Here is a 16,958-nt window from a genome sequence, read left to right on the forward strand (position 1 = left end):
AAGAAAGTGTCGCTTGACGATGGACGGCAGGTCTACTGGCTAACGCTTCTTCCTTCCATCTCCCCTTCCCGCGGCTTCATGCTGCAGTGGTTTTTGAGACGGTCGTCTGCGTTTACAGTTGCGGGGACAGCTCCAATTACGGATTCCCTTTTAAACCGATAACGGTACCATTCCATCGTTCGATACTATATATTGTGTCTTATGTATAACTACTACCCTAACATGTTGTGGTTTAATCGTAAATAGGTAGAAAGATATTTTAATTTACGGACTTCTCCCTATACTTCATTACTCATATATGTGATGATAAATATAAAAAGGAGGAGGGGTTCCAATGGCTGATTTAAACGCAATTATGGCTTGGACGTTTACGGAGGAAGTTGCTGTTCCAGACGAAATAAAGGATTTGCTCATTGATGGCGAAGTAGCAGAGGTTGCCTATAAAACAATTCGTGATGTGGCGGTTGTAACAAACAAACGATTTATTATCGCAGACAAGCAAGGACTGACAGGTAAAAAGGTTGAAATCTATACGATTCCTTTTAAGTCAATCAATATGTACTCCACAGAAAACGCAGGACGGATTGATTTCAACGCTGAAATTGAATTGTGGACGAAGGCAGGAAAACTTAAATTTAATCTGAATAAAAAAGTGGATGTACGTAAACTCGATAAAATCATTGCGAATGCCATTCTTTAAAAGATAGAGCCATGCAATTGCGTGGCTCTTAATCATTGGAATTGATTGGTGTCAGCGCAGTCGTTTGATCAACAAAAATAAACCCATCATACCGGCTGCCAACTCTTGATGATACATAGTTTCCATACGCTTCAAACTCCGGATTATAGACGACCCCGATAGCGCGATGGCCGATCCATTCATTGAATAAATGACGGTTTTCCTCCGTGAAAAGAATAACCTGATCTACTTCAGCGGCTGCATGCATCTGACCTTCCCATGAATTGAACTTGGCGGGTGGGACTTTCATCTTTTGTAACGGTTCGCCCCAACCTTCGCCTGCAATGACGGTTCCTTCATACGTACCGAAGCCGATGGCAAATGTGTCATCCCTTCCATACTTCTCCCGGATGAGCTGACCGACATTGATCATATCATGGTCGGCCATTGATGTTTCCGATGCATCGCCAACATGCGTGTTATGCTCCCAGATGATGATTTTGGCGTCATCGCCATGGTAGTTCAATAGTTCGCCGACCGCCTCCACCATATGCATATCGCGTATATTCCAAGAGATGGCGTCGTCCTGCATCATCGCACGATAATATGATTCGGCATTTTTCGCGACCAATGCATTCATCGTTATGTTTAGATCCTTTTCCTGATCGTTTGAATAAAGATCTTCGTGGCTACGGATGGTCGTCAGCAAGTTCGTCACTTCGCGAATGCACTCATCCGAAAAATGAAGAGTCGACAATGCGTAATGCTCAGGCATTCGGTTGTACGGCTCAAAACAGGAAAATGCTCTTCTTGCCATCTCCAAGTCCGCATTATAAGTGGGATTTTCCTGAAGAAATTGCAACACTTCATCAATCGACTCATAAAGACTGTACATATCAATCCCGTAAAACCCTGTTTTATCAGCTGCATCCTTTCCTTCATTTTCACGCTTCAACCATTCAATAAGCTCCGCGACCTCTTCATTCGCCCACATCCACGTCGGCCAACGATTGAACGATTGCGATAATACTTGCCGAGCGGTTTTACCCTCTTCATCAAAGCCTTTCACATAGCGGTTAACCGCTTGAGCAGACGGCCAATCTCCTTCTACCGCAATGATTTTGAATCCTTTCTCCTGAATAAGTCGTTTAGATAATGCCGCGCGAACTTTGTAAAACTCTGAAGTTCCATGCGACGCTTCACCTAACATAACAATTCGGGCATCCCCAATTGCGTTCATAATAGTGTCAAATGCCTTCTCATCTAACGTAAAAGCGTGTTCCTGTATCGCGGCGATCAATTTTTTCGACAAATCAATCCCTCCTCTGCAGATAGCATACCCATGGGAAGGGGGCGGAAACCGGGAGAGGGGTGATAAGGGGTTGATTTTTACGAAAGAGACATGGTTATCACCGACTTGGACGAGGTTATCACCGACTCTCGGAGCTTTATCACCGACTCGGGAGAGTTTATCACCGACTTAGGTGAGTTTATCACCGACTTAGGTGAATTTATCACCGTTTGGCTACAATTTTAGAGTATCTGCAAACAATTCGCCCGCTCCGCAATGCAATTTTCCATGGCAAAAAAGTTTATCACCGCTCTGTCGGACTTTATCACCGCTTGTGCAGGGTTTATCACCGCTTAGGTGGCCGTTATCACCACTTAAACGACATTTATCACCACTCAACAATTTTTCACCACAAAAAAACCGCCCAATAAAGGACGGTTGCCAAATAACCTCTATTCATCTACAACTTCCAGTATTCCTTCCCCGTCGTCCGGCAAAAGCTCGAAAATCCATTTCTTTTCATTCTCATCAAAAATAATCTCGTTAATAACGATATAGCCATTTGATAGCCTCTCACCCGAAATCTCCAACGCTTTTGCTACGGCCTGTGACTCGGAAAGCTTCGCATTTACAGGCTTATAATCCGGCAAGATTTCTACAAATTTTGCAGTCCCTTGCGAAGGATAGGATTCCATCATGCGGCCTGATGCTTCCACTTTCACACGCTGGCCTACTTTCAACTTGTCAGCTTCAGGGAATTTGTAAAACGCAGCAGTTTCATTCGGACCAGCTACCAAGAACTGCCCTTCACTAACAGACAGTACAAATCCACCATCCGTGAGTGGAGTGCTTGTGTAAGTTTGTTCAGGAGCAATAATCCTTGATTCCCCGGGAGCAGCTACCATTCTTCCATTTTGCGTGAAATTGATTGTGTGGTCTGCGAATTGTTGGCGCAGCTCCTCTTGCTGCTCCGGCATGAGAAAATCATGGGAAACTTCAATCTCGCCGTTGATGACATCGACGTACAGCGCATAGGATCCCTGTTCCGATTCGATTCCTTTCAATGCTTCCGCGACTTCATCCTGTAAATCATTGAGCTCTTTTTCCGTGTGGGGGCTGCGGAAAATATAGATTGGTTCCGCAAGGATTTCGCCCGCATCCACTTTTGGCTGCAATAGATCAAGCAATTGTTGAACGCGTTCGTCAGGCTCCTTTAACCCGATCCAGACGCCAGATTGCTTTGCGCCTCTTGTCTGAATTTCGATAAAGAGGACTCCTTCATCACGAATGCCGCCTTCACCGTAAACTTCTTCCACCGCCTGGATTGCAGCGGGTCCCTCAATTGCTTTGACCGCCAAATCCTCCGCCAATTCTTTTGTAGGCTTTTCATATTCAGGTGGTGTTTCAATGGTGGCCGCCTCGTCTCGCTTAGGCGTTTCTTGAGCGGTTTGCTTCAATTCCGCAATGATTTCACGCCCACTCACCATTTTTAACATCTTCCATTCAACACTATCTTCAACCGCGACATTTTTCGGGGAATCATCCGTTCCACATCCTCCCAACAATAAAGCAGCACTTAATAAGATTGTTAACCTATAGTTCATGTCAAAACCTCCCATCAACGGATTAGACGGACGATTCGTACAAAAGTTACGTGACGCCCATTGACACCCAGCCACCGATTTGATACATTCAACTACAATATCGAAGACGAAGAGAGTAATAATTCTTTCCTTCCATAGCGAGCCGGGGTTGGTGGAAGCCTGGCGAAGATGAATTATGAAACGCACTTCGTAGATGCTTTTCTGAATGAAGTAGGAGAAGCCGGTGTCTCGCCGTTAGGAGAAAGGGGCCCCTATCCATACTATCAGGGGCAATTTGAGTGGTACCGCGGAACAAGCTTTCGTCTCATTTATTGAGATCGAGGGCTTTTTATTTTATCTAAAAAGGGGTTTGTGTATATGAAAAAGGATATTCTACAAGCTTTACAGACAGTCAGCCCGATTCCATTGGAGGAACATATGTTAGAACGCCCGGCACATGCAAAATTAGGCGATTTTGCATTGCCATGTTTTCCTTTTGCAAAAGTCTTACGAAAATCGCCTGTTGCCATTGCGGAGGAGATTGCTGCTTCCATCAATCATCCGTTAATCCAGAAAGCCGAAGCGGTAAATGGCTATGTAAATCTATTCATGAACCGGGAAGTCATTGCCGATACGCTTCTTCAAACAATCTTGCAACAATCGACCACATATGGCACTTCCAATGAAGGCAATGATGGTGTCGTGACGATTGATTTGTCCTCACCAAATATTGCTAAGCCATTTTCCATGGGCCATCTGCGCTCAACGGTCATTGGGAATTCCATTGCTTTATTGCTTGAAAAGATCGGCTACAAGCCGGTGAAAATCAATTACATCGGTGATTGGGGTACACAATTCGGGAAGCTACTTACAGCGTATCGGATATGGGGTAATGAGGCGGACGTTCGTCAAGCTCCAATTGAAACATTGCTGAAGCTGTACATCCGTTTTCATAAGGAAGCAGAGACTGATCCTTCATTAAACGATGAGGGGCGCGCAGCCTTCAAAGCGTTGGAGGACGGTGATTCGGATGCACTTGCCTTATGGAATTGGTTCAAAACCGAGTCATTGAAGGAGTTCCAACGGATTTATGATCTGTTAGGAGTCACATTCGATTCGTATAATGGCGAAGCATATTATAATGACAAAATGGAGCCTGTCGTGGAAGAGCTTCTAAGCAAAGGCTTATTGGTTGAATCCGATGGCGCCATGGTCGTCGAACTTCAGGAAGGCATGCCTCCTTGTTTGATTAAGAAATCAGATGGGGCGACATTGTACGCAACACGTGATTTGGCAGCTGCCATCGATCGAAAAAATAATTACGACTTCGTCAAATCCATTTACGTCGTTGGGAATGAACAAAGCCTCCACTTTACGCAAGTGAAGCAAGTGTTGGGAAAAATGGGGCACAACTGGTCGAATGACATTCAACACGTACCGTTCGGGCTCATTTTGCAAGGCGGGAAAAAGATGTCGACGCGTAAAGGAAAGATCGTCTTGCTTGAGAATGTTTTGAAGGAAGCAATCGAACTTGCACAGAAAAATATCAAAGAGAAAAACCCTACCCTTGCCAATCAATCCGAAGTGGCTGATGCGGTTGGCGTTGGTGCGATTTTATTCAGCGACTTGAAACAGCATCGGAAGCATGATATCGAATTTAACTTGGAATCGATGTTGCAGGTCGAAGGCGAAACGGGTCCTTACGTCCAATACGCCAATGCGCGTGCCCACTCGATTTTGCGTAAAGTTAGCGACGTCGATTCATTCAATGTAAATGAAGTGAATGATTATGAATGGGAAACAATCAAGCTGCTTGAACAATTTCCGCACGCTGTAAAACGTGCAGCTGATGAATTGGATCCGTCCATCATCGCCAAATACGCGATCGATCTCGCGCAAGCATTCAATTCATTTTACGGGAATGTTCAAGTGTTAACCGATCAGGCAAATCTGCCCTATCGCTCGGCACTCATCGAAAGCGTCACAATCGTCTTATCTGAATCACTGCGCTTGTTAGGAATGAAAGCGCCTGAAGAAATGTAAGAAAAAGCAATCGCTCGCTGGCGATTGCTTTTTTGTGTATTCTATTCGTGTTTACCTCCGGCTCTCAGAGCGTTATCACCGACTCTCAGCACTTTATCACCGACTCGGCTTATTTACCCAATTCTCAAAGCGCCGCCTTCACCGTTTTCCGATAATACCCAACCGTCAAGAATGCGAAGATAAGATAAATGAGCGCGTAGATGCCCATTGCGATGGATGCGGGTAAGGTAATATCCGACATGAACATAAAGGATGCTGCCTTGATTGCAAAGATGGAATGTAGTAAGCCAATTATCAACGGAACGCCGAAGACGAACACTTGCTTTCGGACGATGCCGCGCATGATGTCTTGCACAGTGAAGCCTAATTGACGCAAGGTTGTATAGCTGCTTTTCTCCTGTTCCGCCTCCGTCATTTGCTTGAAGTATAGAATACTGCCAGTTGAAATGAGGAACACGAGTCCAAGGAAACCTGAAATGAAGATGAGCAGTCCATTAAATTCCATGGACGAGACATATTGAGAATAATAATCAAATCCGTGTTGATCATTTTCCTCATTGATGCGCTTAAAGATGGCAGATGCCTCAACAAGCTGATCGTGATCCGGCACATCGATGGCATAAGTGTTTGAAATGCGCCAACCGTTTTCATCATTCAAAAATTGACCTTTTAATTCTTGATAAAACGCATCTTTCACAACAAGTTGTGTTGACCCTGAAGTATTTAATGCATTTCCTTCGTTCACTTTCACAACTTTCATATCAGATTCTATTTCAGAATTCGATAACTCGACATTAAACGGGACTTCAATCGTTTTCAATAACCAGTATATGCTTGCATCATAAAGGTACGCGGCATCAGGATCGGAAATTTCAATATCTGCACCTGCTTGCTGCAAATTTTTGTCGCTAATAATAATCGCTCCAAACGATGTGGATATCATTTCCGGTGCACTACCCTTTTCGAATTCGCCCTCCACTTTTAGAGTTTCAACCGTTGAAACCGTATACGCTATATTTTGCTTATCCAGTTCGCTGACAAATTTTGCGGAGGCTTCTTGACCGTCCTCATACCAAAAATTATCAAAAGAAAAATCAAAAGGATATACAAGGCGAAGTTCCTTTTCCGTTGAATAATAAAGGGAATACGAACCTGCCAGCATCGTCAGCGTCATCGCGGACAATACCGTAATGATCGTCAATGAATTCGCATTGGCTTTCATCCGGTGCATAAGCGGCGCAAGAGATAAACTGTTATACAGCCCCAGATGGCCTTGCTTCCGTTTCCGGATCTGATAAAGCAGCCAGCTGATCGTCACCCGGAACAATAGATAGGTACCGAGAATTGTCGCAGCCAAAACGACGACCATATTGATGAGTAGCAATGCATTCAACATCCGGCCGGATAGCCAATATCCGAACGCGATGAGTGCCATTCCTAAAATCGCAAGTAGTGCTGATCTAAACGCTTTCGGTTTCTTCGGATGGTCGCCCTTCTTTTCGGCATTGAATAACCCGAGCAATGTATTGCGGTAAACTGCGACAATCATTTGAATCGATGTGAGAATGATGATTCCAAGGAATACAACAACCGTCTGGATGACTGCGGCCGTCGAAAATGCTACTTCGATAAAACCGTCAAATCCGATAAGCTTCATTAACAACAATAAAAATACACGTGACACGAGAATTCCTATGCCAATCCCAATAGCTAATGCCCCGGCGCTAAGCAAGGAGTTTTCGATAATCAACAGACGCGAGACAGAACCTTTCGTCAGGCCAATCAATTGATACAGCCCGATTTCACGGCTTCTTCTTTTCAAGAAAATCGCATTTGCATAGACGACGAAAATTCCTGCGATGAATAATAATAGAATTCCTGCCACTTTGAAAGCCGCACCCATGCTGCCTCCAGACCGAGAAACTACCGACGGATCATGCTGTAATGTTGCAAATACAAAGTAGAGGACGACACTGAAAATGAGGGCGAAAAAGTATAAATAATAATGCTTGATGTTTTTCCGCATGCTGCGGATGACGAGATCAAAGAGCGTCAACGCTGTCACCCCCGAGGACACCTTGGACTTTCAGGATTTCCTGGAAGAAGGCTTGTCTCGTTTTTTCGCCGCGGTACAGCTCCGAGTAGATATTGCCGTCTTTCAGGAAGACAACTCGGCTGCAATAACTTGACGCGACGGGGTCATGCGTTACCATCATGATCGTGACACCGCGTTCTTTATTGACATCTTCCAACGTCCCGAGCAGAGACGAAGCCGATTTCGAATCAAGCGCGCCTGTAGGTTCATCCGCAAACACCATGGATGGCTTGTTAATGAGTGCGCGGGCTGCGGAAGTCCGTTGCTTTTGACCGCCTGATATTTCATGTGGGTATTTATCCGCCAATTCCTTGATACCTAAAATGTCGGCAATCGACTTGAATTGGTCCTCCGCCACCCGTTTTTTCATCTTGCCTAGCGAGACTGGCAAGAGAATATTTTCTTTTACTGTCAATGTATCGAGCAGATTGTAATCTTGAAAGATGAACCCTAATTTATCGCGCCTGAATGCGGACAGTTCACGGTCCTTCATTTTCGAAATATCCGATTCCCCAATCAAAATCGAACCTTCCGTCGTACGATCGATTGTCGCAAGGACATTTAATAGTGTCGTCTTCCCGGCACCTGACGCCCCCATAATGCCGACAAATTCCCCTTCTAGCACTCGCAAATCGATCCCTTTCAATACTTCTTGCACATTTCCACGAGTCCCGTACGATTTACGGATGTTTTGTGCGTGTAAGACTGTCTTATATTGATCCATCATTGTACCCTCCCTGTTTGCTATACCCTTATCTTATCGGGGAAATTTGGTATGGTCGTGCGATTTAGATGACAAACAGGTCGGTCAATGTGACATTGTTGTCACGTTCGGGTCGCATCAAATTCATTTTCGGTGGAAAACGTCATTTTCATCGTCGTTCCTTCGTTTAATTTAGAGTGTGTCGACAAGGAAATTCCGATTTTCGATGCAACTTGGTGAGCTAGATAAAGACCGATTCCAGTCGCCGCATTATGTAGCCGTCCCGTCCCTCCTGTGAACCCTTTATCGAATATCCGAGGGAGATCATGCGTAGGGATTCCGGAACCTTCATCTTTTATCAATAAAACCGGATTCCCGCTTTCTGAACGGTCGAACTTAATATAGACGACTCCTCCATCCGGGCTGTATTTCACCGCATTCGTCAGCAATTGCCGGATGATGAAGCGACACCATTTGCTGTCCGTGATTAGTTCCAACTCTTTGTCTTCTATTTCCACAGCGATGTTTTTTTCGATACACCATGACCGAAGTTCGCTGATTTCAGGTGTAATCAGCTGATGCATTTCAATTTTCTCCAATACATAATCCGTCCCGAGCGACGGCATACGTGAAATATAAAGCTGCCGATCGATCAGCAAATGGACTCGCAGCCAATCAGACTCGATTTTCCGAATTGTTAGGTCTTGCCGATTCGCATCAATCATCATTTTCATCGAGGTGAGCGGCGCCTTCACTTCATGCACCCACGCCGCGGTATAATCGCTTTCCATAAGGTTTGCGCTTTTCATTTCCGATAATTTGCCCATATAATCAGCCGCTACTTGCTTCAATAGGTCATTGATCGTTTGATCCCGTAAGAAGAGCGGCTCCGGCAGCCCCTCCTGCCAATCCCTTGAAGGATCCTCCGAAATACGGAGAAGTTCTTTCGTGAAATGCATTTCTTTTTTAATACGCCAGATGAGAAATGATATGAAAATAGCAATCAGCAGTATATTGAGATAAATTAAAGAGCTCAGCCTCAATGTCAAACCTTTATCAATCCAAATTAAACCATCGGTCACTGCGAGCGACGCGGCAAACAGGAGTATCCAGCTTTTCATATCCTTTACATATGCAATGAACATCGAATCCCCCCTACAGGCTAACCGCCATATAACCCATCCCTTTTTTTGTGAGAATTGCATCACCAAGTCCGATTTCCGCAAGCTTTTGGCGCAACCGCGTCACATTGACGGTCAGTGTATTGTCGTTTACGAACCGCTCATCATCCCAAAGTTTACGAATCAACTCATCACGCGACACAATTTCGTCTTTCGATTGGACAAGCACCGCCAAGATGAAAAACTCATTTTTCGTTAGCTCTACTTCATTGCCATCAAGCCGAATGACGCCGCGCTTCATATCGATCATTGCCCCATTCCATTCCAGCACGTCCGAAGTTTCATCCGTATACGCATACGTTCGACGAAGTGTCGCCTGGATTTTCGCCAGTAACACATCCGTATGAAAAGGTTTTTGAATATAATCATCCGCCCCCATATTCATCGCCATCACCATATCCATCGGATGATCGCGTGATGACAAGAAGATGATTGGTACCTTCGAAACCGCCCGGATCTCCCGACACCAATGGAACCCGTCATAAGCCGGGAGCTGGATATCGAGTATGACAAGATGCGGTTTTATTTGAATAAACGACTTCATTACATCATGAAAATCTGTTGGTCCCGACACCTGAAACGACCATTGCCCCAGCCTCTCTTTGAGTGAATTGTAAATTGCCAAATCGTCCTCTACGATGAAAATATTCATATCCATTCCCGCCCCACGTCCTTTCTTTCCCCTCATTATAAGGGTGTAGGGCCGAGTTGGAAAAGATTATCATCGGGGATGTGAGGTTATCACCGACTTAGCATGGTTTACTACCGACTCGGGGGACTTTACCACCGGCCCGCCAAAACTCCTCGTCCTACAACTTAATTTCAATATAACATATAGTCCAAAAGAATCATCTTAATAGATGATTTACTTTATCACCGACTTGAGTGAGTTTATCACCGAGTTCCTCCACTTTATCACCGACTCTTCACGTGTTATCACCGACTCCGAAGGGTTTATCACCGATTTGCCAATCCTCGTCCCTCTCTCCCGCCAATGAGACTTATATACCACCTAATATGTATACTAATAACCTACTGAAAAGTCGGATTTCCAATACTTCTACCCCCGAAGTATGTTATACTAATTACTGAGACATCGCTCCTGGCCTTCCAGGTGATATAAATGTCTTCTTTTTTTTCCCGTTGTTTTATTTTTTCACCCCCAGATTCAACGGAATACAGTTTTGTAAAAAAACACATAGGAGGATTTTATGCTTAAATTTGAAAACGTTAGTAAAGTGTATGAAGACGGGTTCAAAGCCGTTGATTCTATCAGCTTTGAGATTCCGAAAGGCGAGCTGCTCGTTCTTATCGGTCCGAGTGGTTCAGGCAAATCTACGACGATGAAAATGATTAATAGGATGGAACCACATACAAGTGGGAAGATTTTGATTAACGGAAAGGATACCAACTCGTATGTCGCTTCCGATTTGCGGAGGGGTATCGGCTATGTGATCCAACAGATTGGTTTATTCCCCCATTATACGATTGAAAAAAACATCTCCATCGTTCCCCAGTTAAACGGTTGGAGTCCAGATAAAATTAAACCAAGAGTCCATGAACTGATGGAATTGGTAGGACTCGATCCCAATATCCATGCAAACCGCTATCCGAAAGAACTTTCCGGGGGACAACAGCAACGTGTTGGAATCGCTCGCGCACTTGCATCCGATCCCGAAGTCATCTTAATGGATGAACCGTTCAGCGCATTGGACCCGATTACAAGGGAGCAATTGCAAGGCGAACTCATTTCATTGCATAAAAAACTGAATAAGACAATCATTTTCGTTACTCATGACATGGACGAAGCACTCAAAATGGGTGACCGTATCGCAATTATGAAAGATGGCAAACTACTTCAGCTGGACACTCCCGAGAAGTTACTTCATGAACCCGCCCACGGTTTTGTCGAAGAATTCATTGGCAAGCATCGAATCATTCAAAACCCTGAACTGATGCCAGTCATTGACATTATGTCAGAATCGGTCGTCACATCTCTTCCTCAAAGCTCTCCTGAAAAGGCAATTACACTAATCCGCCAGAGGAAAATTACAGATCTCATCATTGTGGATGAATCAAAAGCTCTGCAAGGCATCGTGTCTGCCTATGACGTCATTAAGAGTATGAACGCCATCCGTACGATCGGAGAAATCATGCAGCCGGTAGACCATTTCCTACTCGACTCTGCATCCGCAAAAGACGCAATTATCATGATGGATGAAACACCATTCGGCATGATTCCTATCGTAGATGAAGCGAACAAGGTCGTCGGACTCGTAACACGCGGCTCGTTACTATCCGCATTATCCACTCAGTGGACTGAAACGGAGGAGGCTGCACAATGAATAATTTATCAATTTGGCAACAATTAATTGAACAAACACAGATGCGCTGGGGAGAAGTTCTCGAAGCGACATCCATCCATATTCAACTCGTATTCTTTTCCATGTTAATCGCCATCGTTCTCGGCGTTTCACTCGGAATCCTCGTCACTCGAGTTCCGAAACTGTCGACACTCATTCTTGGCGGTAGCGGCGTCATGCAGACGATTCCAAGTCTCGCCTTGCTCGGTTTCATGATTCCTATCTTCGGTATCGGCGTTAAAACAGCGATTGCTGCACTCTTCTTGTACTCGTTGTTGCCAATCATCCGAAACACTTATACCGGTATAAACGACGTCGACCCGGCTACGCGGGAAGCCGCAAAGGGAATGGGAATGACGAGCATGCAAATTCTTTTCAAAGTGGAGTTGCCACTCGCGATCCCCATTATAATGGCTGGAATTCGAACAGCCGCTGTCATTAACGTTGGTAACGCTACCCTTGCAGCTTTCATTGGTGCAGGCGGTCTTGGGGACTTCATTTTCCTAGGAATTACGCGAGGCATCGACGGTTTGATACTACTTGGTGCAATCCCTGCAGCACTACTTGCAATCGTTTTGGAAGTGTTCTTCGGCTCGGTTGAGCGCTGGACAACACCGAAAGGATTGAAAGCAGAATGAGGAAAAAATTAACTTCATTGCTACTCATTGCGATTGTCACAAGTATGCTAAGTGGCTGCATTTTAATCGAAAAAGAATCATTGACGCTCGGTTCACGGAACAACACAGAAAGCATCATCCTGTCGCACGTCATGGGGCAGTTGATTGAGCATAAAACAGACATAAAAGTAATCTATAAAGAGAATCTCGGCGGATCTAACGTCGTGTGGAATGCGATGCTGAACGGCAATCTCGACGTCATTCCCGATTACACGGGGACGATTGTCGTGACTTATTATCACGAAGAGCCGGGTACAGCCGATGAGACGTTGGAAGCGACAAGGCGTCTCGTTGCTGAAGACGGCATCATCGCTTTTAACACATTCGGCTTCAACAATACGTATACTCTCGCATTGGATGAATCAAAAGCCGAAGAACTTGGCATCGTCACATTCAGTGACTTCGCAGCCTATTCGGAAGACTTCACATTAGGTGCGGTCTTCGAATTCATCGACCGCCCGGACGGCCTGCCCGGTTTCAAGAAGGAATATGGACTCGAATTCAAGGATGTAAAGGGTATGGATCACGGCATCATGTACCGTTCAATCAATGCAGGTGAAGTCGACGTCATCAACTCCTACACGACAGACGGCCAATTGCAGGAATTCGACCTGCGTGTATTGGAAGACGACAAATCCTACTTCCCTCCGTACCACGCACTTCCGCTCGTACGGGAAGAAACGCTGAAGGAATATCCTGAAATCGAAGAGATTTTGAAGCAACTCGAAGGAATGATCGACGAGGAAGCCATGCAAAAAATGAACGCCAAAGTCGACAATGACGGCATGATGGTTGAAAGAGTTGCGGAGGAGTTTTTGGTGGAGAGTGGATTGATTGAGGTGGAGTGAGTGAAGTGAAGTGAGTTGAGGTTGATCGATAGGTTATCACCACTTAAAGTGGGTTTATCACCACTTAGAACAGGTTTATCACCACTTGCATTGTCTTTATCACCGCTTAGTCAGCTTTTATCACCACTTAGCATATTTCGGGGTAAAAGCCCATTTTCAGCGTGACGACAAGGCAGTTTCAAGGGTATTACCAATTTATCACCACTCAGAAATGGTTTATCACCACTTAGAACAGGTTTATCACCACTTGCATTGTCTTTATCACCGCTTAGTCAGCTTTTATCACCACTTAGCATATTTTCACACAAAAAAGCGCACGATTATGTGCGCTTTTTTTGGCTTTCTGATAACAACATCGAATATGTTCGATTGCGATTAGCCCCCTCAGTTTGTAAATCCATATCCCGAAGCATCCGGTTCGCATTTTGCTGTCTTTCAAGATGGAGAAATTCCCTGCAATCTTTATTAGTCATTTTTCCACCAAACAGTAAAAACCAATCTTGGATTGCTTGTTTGTGCGCTTCGCTGCATCGAAAACCACAATTTATGCATTCCCAGCGCCTTCTATGCCAACTCATGCCTAAGACTTTGCAATCTGGACAGATCACACCCGTCCCAATGTCGCTATATCGAATAGAATACGTATCACAAATGGGGGAAGGAATGAATTGGCGATGACCGTTAGCTAAAAGTGAAAGAAGATGGTTGAATGCTGCATCATCCAACAATGGGGAGATTGCTGGAAGTTTTCGTATATACGAAGGAACAGAACTTGGAAATAGTACAGGGGTTTTTGTGTCGAATACTTCGATGCGTTGGCTGGCGTAGGCCATCACGACAGCACCGTATACCGGCAATGATAGATCTCGGCTGTACAGCCAGTCTTGAAATAATTCACAGTTACTTTGCAATTGGGCGATGGGGCTTTTGAAGCCGCTCACTTGCCCAGAGTCCAATGTACGTATCAATTGAGGGGGATTCTCTGTCACCGTCAGCTCTCCCGAAATGTTCTTCACTTCGAATAAAACCGCATACCACGGCGTAATGAATAGCGTGTCCACTTGAAAGAAGGCACTCGACGACAATGATAAATCGTTGAAAATTCCATGCTTCATTGAAAATGAATAGCTTTCAAACACCTTGTCCAACTCCTGCTCGCCGCCAAATCCCGCTTTTACTGCCGCATGCTTTGAACGCAAAACAGGAACCATTTCATGGTAGATCTGCAATCGCCTAATCGCCGCTTCAAGACCCTCTAACAGTAAGGGCGCTTTTCTTCGTTTATGGATGAATATGGTCCACTCCTTTTCTATTATTCCGCTATCTACAAGTTTAGCATATTCATCCAATAGAAATCTAACTATTCAACCAAACTGTAAGTACTCCCACACGTTCCCAAACGGGTCGCGGAAGCTTATATATTTGCCTGGAGGGCAATCGGCCGGCTCTCCGATAATTAATTCAACATCATGTTCTTTGAGCACTTCAAGGGATTGATGGATGTCGTCCGTTTTTAGTGTCAACACCACACCTGAAGAAACCCGGTTAAACACTGCATTCTCCATCTCCTCCAAAACGATCGGCAACTCTCCGTGGACAAGCGTTACAATTTTCGAGCCATACTCTTTATTCACCTCAAACCCCAATACCCCCGTGTAAAATCCAAGCGCCTTCTGCATATCCGGAACATAAATGCTAATTACACAAACCTGTGTCATACCTCTGCCCCCTGACTTTTTGTATACATCTCCACCATTCTCTTCATAAACCTCATCCCCTCGCTATCTTCATCCCATTGCAACCGAATCCACTCATACTCCCGTTCCACCAATTGCCCAATCCGCAATGCCGCCTGTGAATGTCCACCGGGAGTAATGAACTCTAAAATCCCCTTCAAATCCGAAACAACTTCATCCGGCAATGACCGTTCAATCGTCTTCAATCCCAATTTCGCACGCTCCGGGGCATAACGATAAAGCAACACCCTCCCCAAATGATGCACAACATTTGTCAGCATCTTTACCGACCAGATATCGTTTCCTCGCGCGGCAGATTGTCTATATTGATACAAAAACCACCCGACATCGAGGACATCATCCCGATACTCCTGCTCCGTCAGAGTCAGACCCTGTGTTTCAATAAACCCAGCCATCAGATGATGCGGATCATATAGCACCTTGAAATGGTCGCCACCCACAAACGTTTCTTTAGTCACTGTGAATAAATCAATATGTAATAAATCATCAAACACAGCGATAATTTGCGGTGCAACAATGAAAATATCATCCATTAAAATGATGTCGCGATACGCCCGTAAATGCTTCACCTGATTGGCAAGGAATTCCTTTTCATCCTCTTCGTTCACCAAGCAATACAGATCGATGTCTGAGTGCTCATCATGCTCCCCTCGTCCCATCGACCCTTTCAAGAAAATCGCCTGGACAAGAGGATCATTCTTCAAGCTTTCACTAATCTTTTCGACAGCCAACTCCTGCGGTAACATGTTCCTCCCCCCTTACTTGTACTCTTCTACATACTCCTCATAATCCAGTACTTCAATTACATCCGACCAATACAGCACTGTCCCGACAAAATCCCTAATATCCAGGTTAGGCATCTCATACGTTTCATCTGTATTTACAGTCCCTGTTGCGTCCTCAATGAATGTCACCTTGTAACCACGGTCAAATGCGGAAATTGCTGTGAACATACAGCAAAATTCAGTATTGAAGCCGGTAATGAATACATGATCCACTTCCAACTCCCCTAACACATCTGCCAATTCGGTTTTGAAAAATGAACTTGGTGTCTGCTTTTCTACCACAACTTCTGCAAATTCTTTAATGGAAGAGTGCAATTCAGAACCTACGGAGCCTTTGTAAAGCGGACTCTCCTCCATATCATCAAAATGTCGGATGAAAATTATAGGCTTCCCTTTCGCTTTAAAGTCTTCAATGATATTTGTAATTAAGTTCAATTCATTATTAAAATCACCGAATTCGATAATGCCATTTTGCACATCAATTACTAATAAAGCTTCCATACAATCCTCTCCTTTATCAAATTTAGCTTCTATACCCATAATAATTCACACTTATTTAATATAATAAAAATAGAAGGGTGCCTCTTTGCATATGAAGACCTTTCCTTTAATTAAAAAATTCCAACCAAAACGGATAATCATATTGACCATCTGACACTTGAAAGAATGTGCCGAATGCTCCTATATGTGTGATCCCATGATCCCAGTGATAGGTTGGGGTATAAGCAGTAAACAACACGAAATTGATTCTCTCAATTTTCATCTCGACAGGTGCCTCTATATCCCCATAACGTTCTTTGCTAAACTGCAAGTATTTTTCTTCCGACGGATTCGTTAGGATAGCAATGAAGACGATTAACACTAATAGACCGCCAAACCAGTACCTTTTTTTCATTTTAACACTCCTAAACTACTTTGGCTCATAGGCTGCATAGGCTGTTCCCTTATCCTTC

The 16,958-nt window shown here is 44.5% G+C and carries 16 protein-coding genes, 1 riboswitch and 1 other annotated feature; of the genes, 5 read left to right on the plus strand and 11 right to left on the minus strand.

Annotation, left to right across the window (positions count from 1 at the left end):
• Positions 1 to 8: 8 nt before the first annotated feature.
• A riboswitch (cobalamin riboswitch) is annotated at positions 9 to 188 on the minus strand.
• 146 nt (positions 189 to 334) lie between these two features.
• Positions 335 to 700, plus strand: coding sequence for a PH domain-containing protein (locus ACFPZG_RS02620; RefSeq protein WP_283733174.1), 366 nt, complete (start codon positions 335 to 337; stop codon positions 698 to 700).
• A 28-nt stretch (positions 701 to 728) separates the two neighbouring features.
• Here ACFPZG_RS02620 and ACFPZG_RS02625 read toward each other — a convergent pair whose 3' ends face one another.
• Complete coding sequence (locus tag ACFPZG_RS02625; protein ID WP_283733175.1) at positions 729 to 1,991, minus strand: erythromycin esterase family protein; 1,263 nt, start codon at positions 1,989 to 1,991, stop codon at positions 729 to 731.
• A 431-nt stretch (positions 1,992 to 2,422) separates the two neighbouring features.
• Positions 2,423 to 3,574, minus strand: coding sequence for a DUF3221 domain-containing protein (locus ACFPZG_RS02630; protein ID WP_317941390.1), 1,152 nt, complete (start codon positions 3,572 to 3,574; stop codon positions 2,423 to 2,425).
• A 94-nt stretch (positions 3,575 to 3,668) separates the two neighbouring features.
• Positions 3,669 to 3,884: a binding site (T-box leader), on the plus strand.
• A 41-nt stretch (positions 3,885 to 3,925) separates the two neighbouring features.
• On the opposite strand from ACFPZG_RS02630, the gene argS reads away from it, so the two are divergent.
• Entirely contained in the window at positions 3,926 to 5,596 is a 1,671-nt protein-coding gene (gene argS, locus ACFPZG_RS02635) for an arginine--tRNA ligase (protein WP_381426391.1), read from the plus strand.
• Positions 5,597 to 5,720: 124 nt separating this feature from the next.
• Here the strand turns inward: argS and ACFPZG_RS02640 are convergent, their stop codons facing one another.
• The 4 genes from ACFPZG_RS02640 to ACFPZG_RS02655 all read right to left on the minus strand — a co-directional run bounded on the left by ACFPZG_RS02640 (position 5,721) and on the right by ACFPZG_RS02655 (position 10,233).
• Complete coding sequence (locus ACFPZG_RS02640) at positions 5,721 to 7,661, minus strand: FtsX-like permease family protein (RefSeq protein WP_283733179.1); 1,941 nt, start codon at positions 7,659 to 7,661, stop codon at positions 5,721 to 5,723.
• Positions 7,639 to 8,415, minus strand: coding sequence for an ABC transporter ATP-binding protein (locus ACFPZG_RS02645; protein ID WP_283734536.1), 777 nt, complete (start codon positions 8,413 to 8,415; stop codon positions 7,639 to 7,641). The genes ACFPZG_RS02640 and ACFPZG_RS02645 overlap by 23 nt, the downstream gene beginning before the upstream one ends.
• Before the next feature lie 101 nt (positions 8,416 to 8,516).
• A complete protein-coding gene (locus tag ACFPZG_RS02650; RefSeq protein ID WP_317941369.1) occupies positions 8,517 to 9,539 on the minus strand; it encodes a sensor histidine kinase in 1,023 nt (340 codons plus the stop codon).
• Between the two features lie 10 nt (positions 9,540 to 9,549).
• On the minus strand, positions 9,550 to 10,233 hold the full coding sequence (locus ACFPZG_RS02655; RefSeq protein WP_283733181.1) for a response regulator transcription factor: 684 nt from the start codon (positions 10,231 to 10,233) through the stop codon (positions 9,550 to 9,552).
• 553 nt (positions 10,234 to 10,786) lie between these two features.
• Here ACFPZG_RS02655 and ACFPZG_RS02660 point away from each other — a divergent pair.
• The 3 genes from ACFPZG_RS02660 to ACFPZG_RS02670 are packed head-to-tail and all read left to right on the plus strand — an operon-like array spanning position 10,787 to position 13,463.
• Positions 10,787 to 11,920, plus strand: a complete 1,134-nt coding sequence (locus tag ACFPZG_RS02660; protein ID WP_283733182.1) for a betaine/proline/choline family ABC transporter ATP-binding protein — start codon at positions 10,787 to 10,789, stop codon at positions 11,918 to 11,920.
• Complete coding sequence (locus tag ACFPZG_RS02665; protein WP_283733183.1) at positions 11,917 to 12,576, plus strand: ABC transporter permease; 660 nt, start codon at positions 11,917 to 11,919, stop codon at positions 12,574 to 12,576. The genes ACFPZG_RS02660 and ACFPZG_RS02665 overlap by 4 nt, the downstream gene beginning before the upstream one ends.
• Positions 12,573 to 13,463, plus strand: a complete 891-nt coding sequence (locus ACFPZG_RS02670) for a glycine betaine ABC transporter substrate-binding protein (protein WP_317941370.1) — start codon at positions 12,573 to 12,575, stop codon at positions 13,461 to 13,463. The genes ACFPZG_RS02665 and ACFPZG_RS02670 overlap by 4 nt, the downstream gene beginning before the upstream one ends.
• A gap of 320 nt (positions 13,464 to 13,783) precedes the next feature.
• On the opposite strand, the gene ACFPZG_RS02675 is transcribed toward ACFPZG_RS02670, so the two are convergent.
• The 5 genes from ACFPZG_RS02675 to ACFPZG_RS02695 all read right to left on the minus strand — a co-directional run bounded on the left by ACFPZG_RS02675 (position 13,784) and on the right by ACFPZG_RS02695 (position 16,900).
• Complete coding sequence (locus tag ACFPZG_RS02675) at positions 13,784 to 14,812, minus strand: nuclease-related domain-containing protein (RefSeq protein ID WP_317941371.1); 1,029 nt, start codon at positions 14,810 to 14,812, stop codon at positions 13,784 to 13,786.
• A 15-nt stretch (positions 14,813 to 14,827) separates the two neighbouring features.
• A complete protein-coding gene (locus ACFPZG_RS02680) occupies positions 14,828 to 15,181 on the minus strand; it encodes a VOC family protein (RefSeq protein WP_283733188.1) in 354 nt (117 codons plus the stop codon).
• A complete protein-coding gene (locus tag ACFPZG_RS02685; RefSeq protein ID WP_317941372.1) occupies positions 15,178 to 15,966 on the minus strand; it encodes a nucleotidyltransferase domain-containing protein in 789 nt (262 codons plus the stop codon). The genes ACFPZG_RS02680 and ACFPZG_RS02685 overlap by 4 nt, the downstream gene beginning before the upstream one ends.
• A 12-nt stretch (positions 15,967 to 15,978) precedes the next feature.
• Positions 15,979 to 16,506: an isochorismatase family protein gene (locus ACFPZG_RS02690; protein ID WP_283733191.1), complete on the minus strand. Its 528-nt coding sequence runs from the start codon at positions 16,504 to 16,506 to the stop codon at positions 15,979 to 15,981.
• A gap of 106 nt (positions 16,507 to 16,612) precedes the next feature.
• Entirely contained in the window at positions 16,613 to 16,900 is a 288-nt protein-coding gene (locus ACFPZG_RS02695) for a hypothetical protein (protein ID WP_317941373.1), read from the minus strand.
• Between the last annotated feature and the right edge of the window lie 58 nt (positions 16,901 to 16,958).

Origin of the sequence: Sporosarcina thermotolerans, assembly GCF_042658975.1 — a bacterium.
In the GTDB taxonomy this organism is placed as follows: domain Bacteria; phylum Bacillota; class Bacilli; order Bacillales_A; family Planococcaceae; genus Sporosarcina; species Sporosarcina thermotolerans.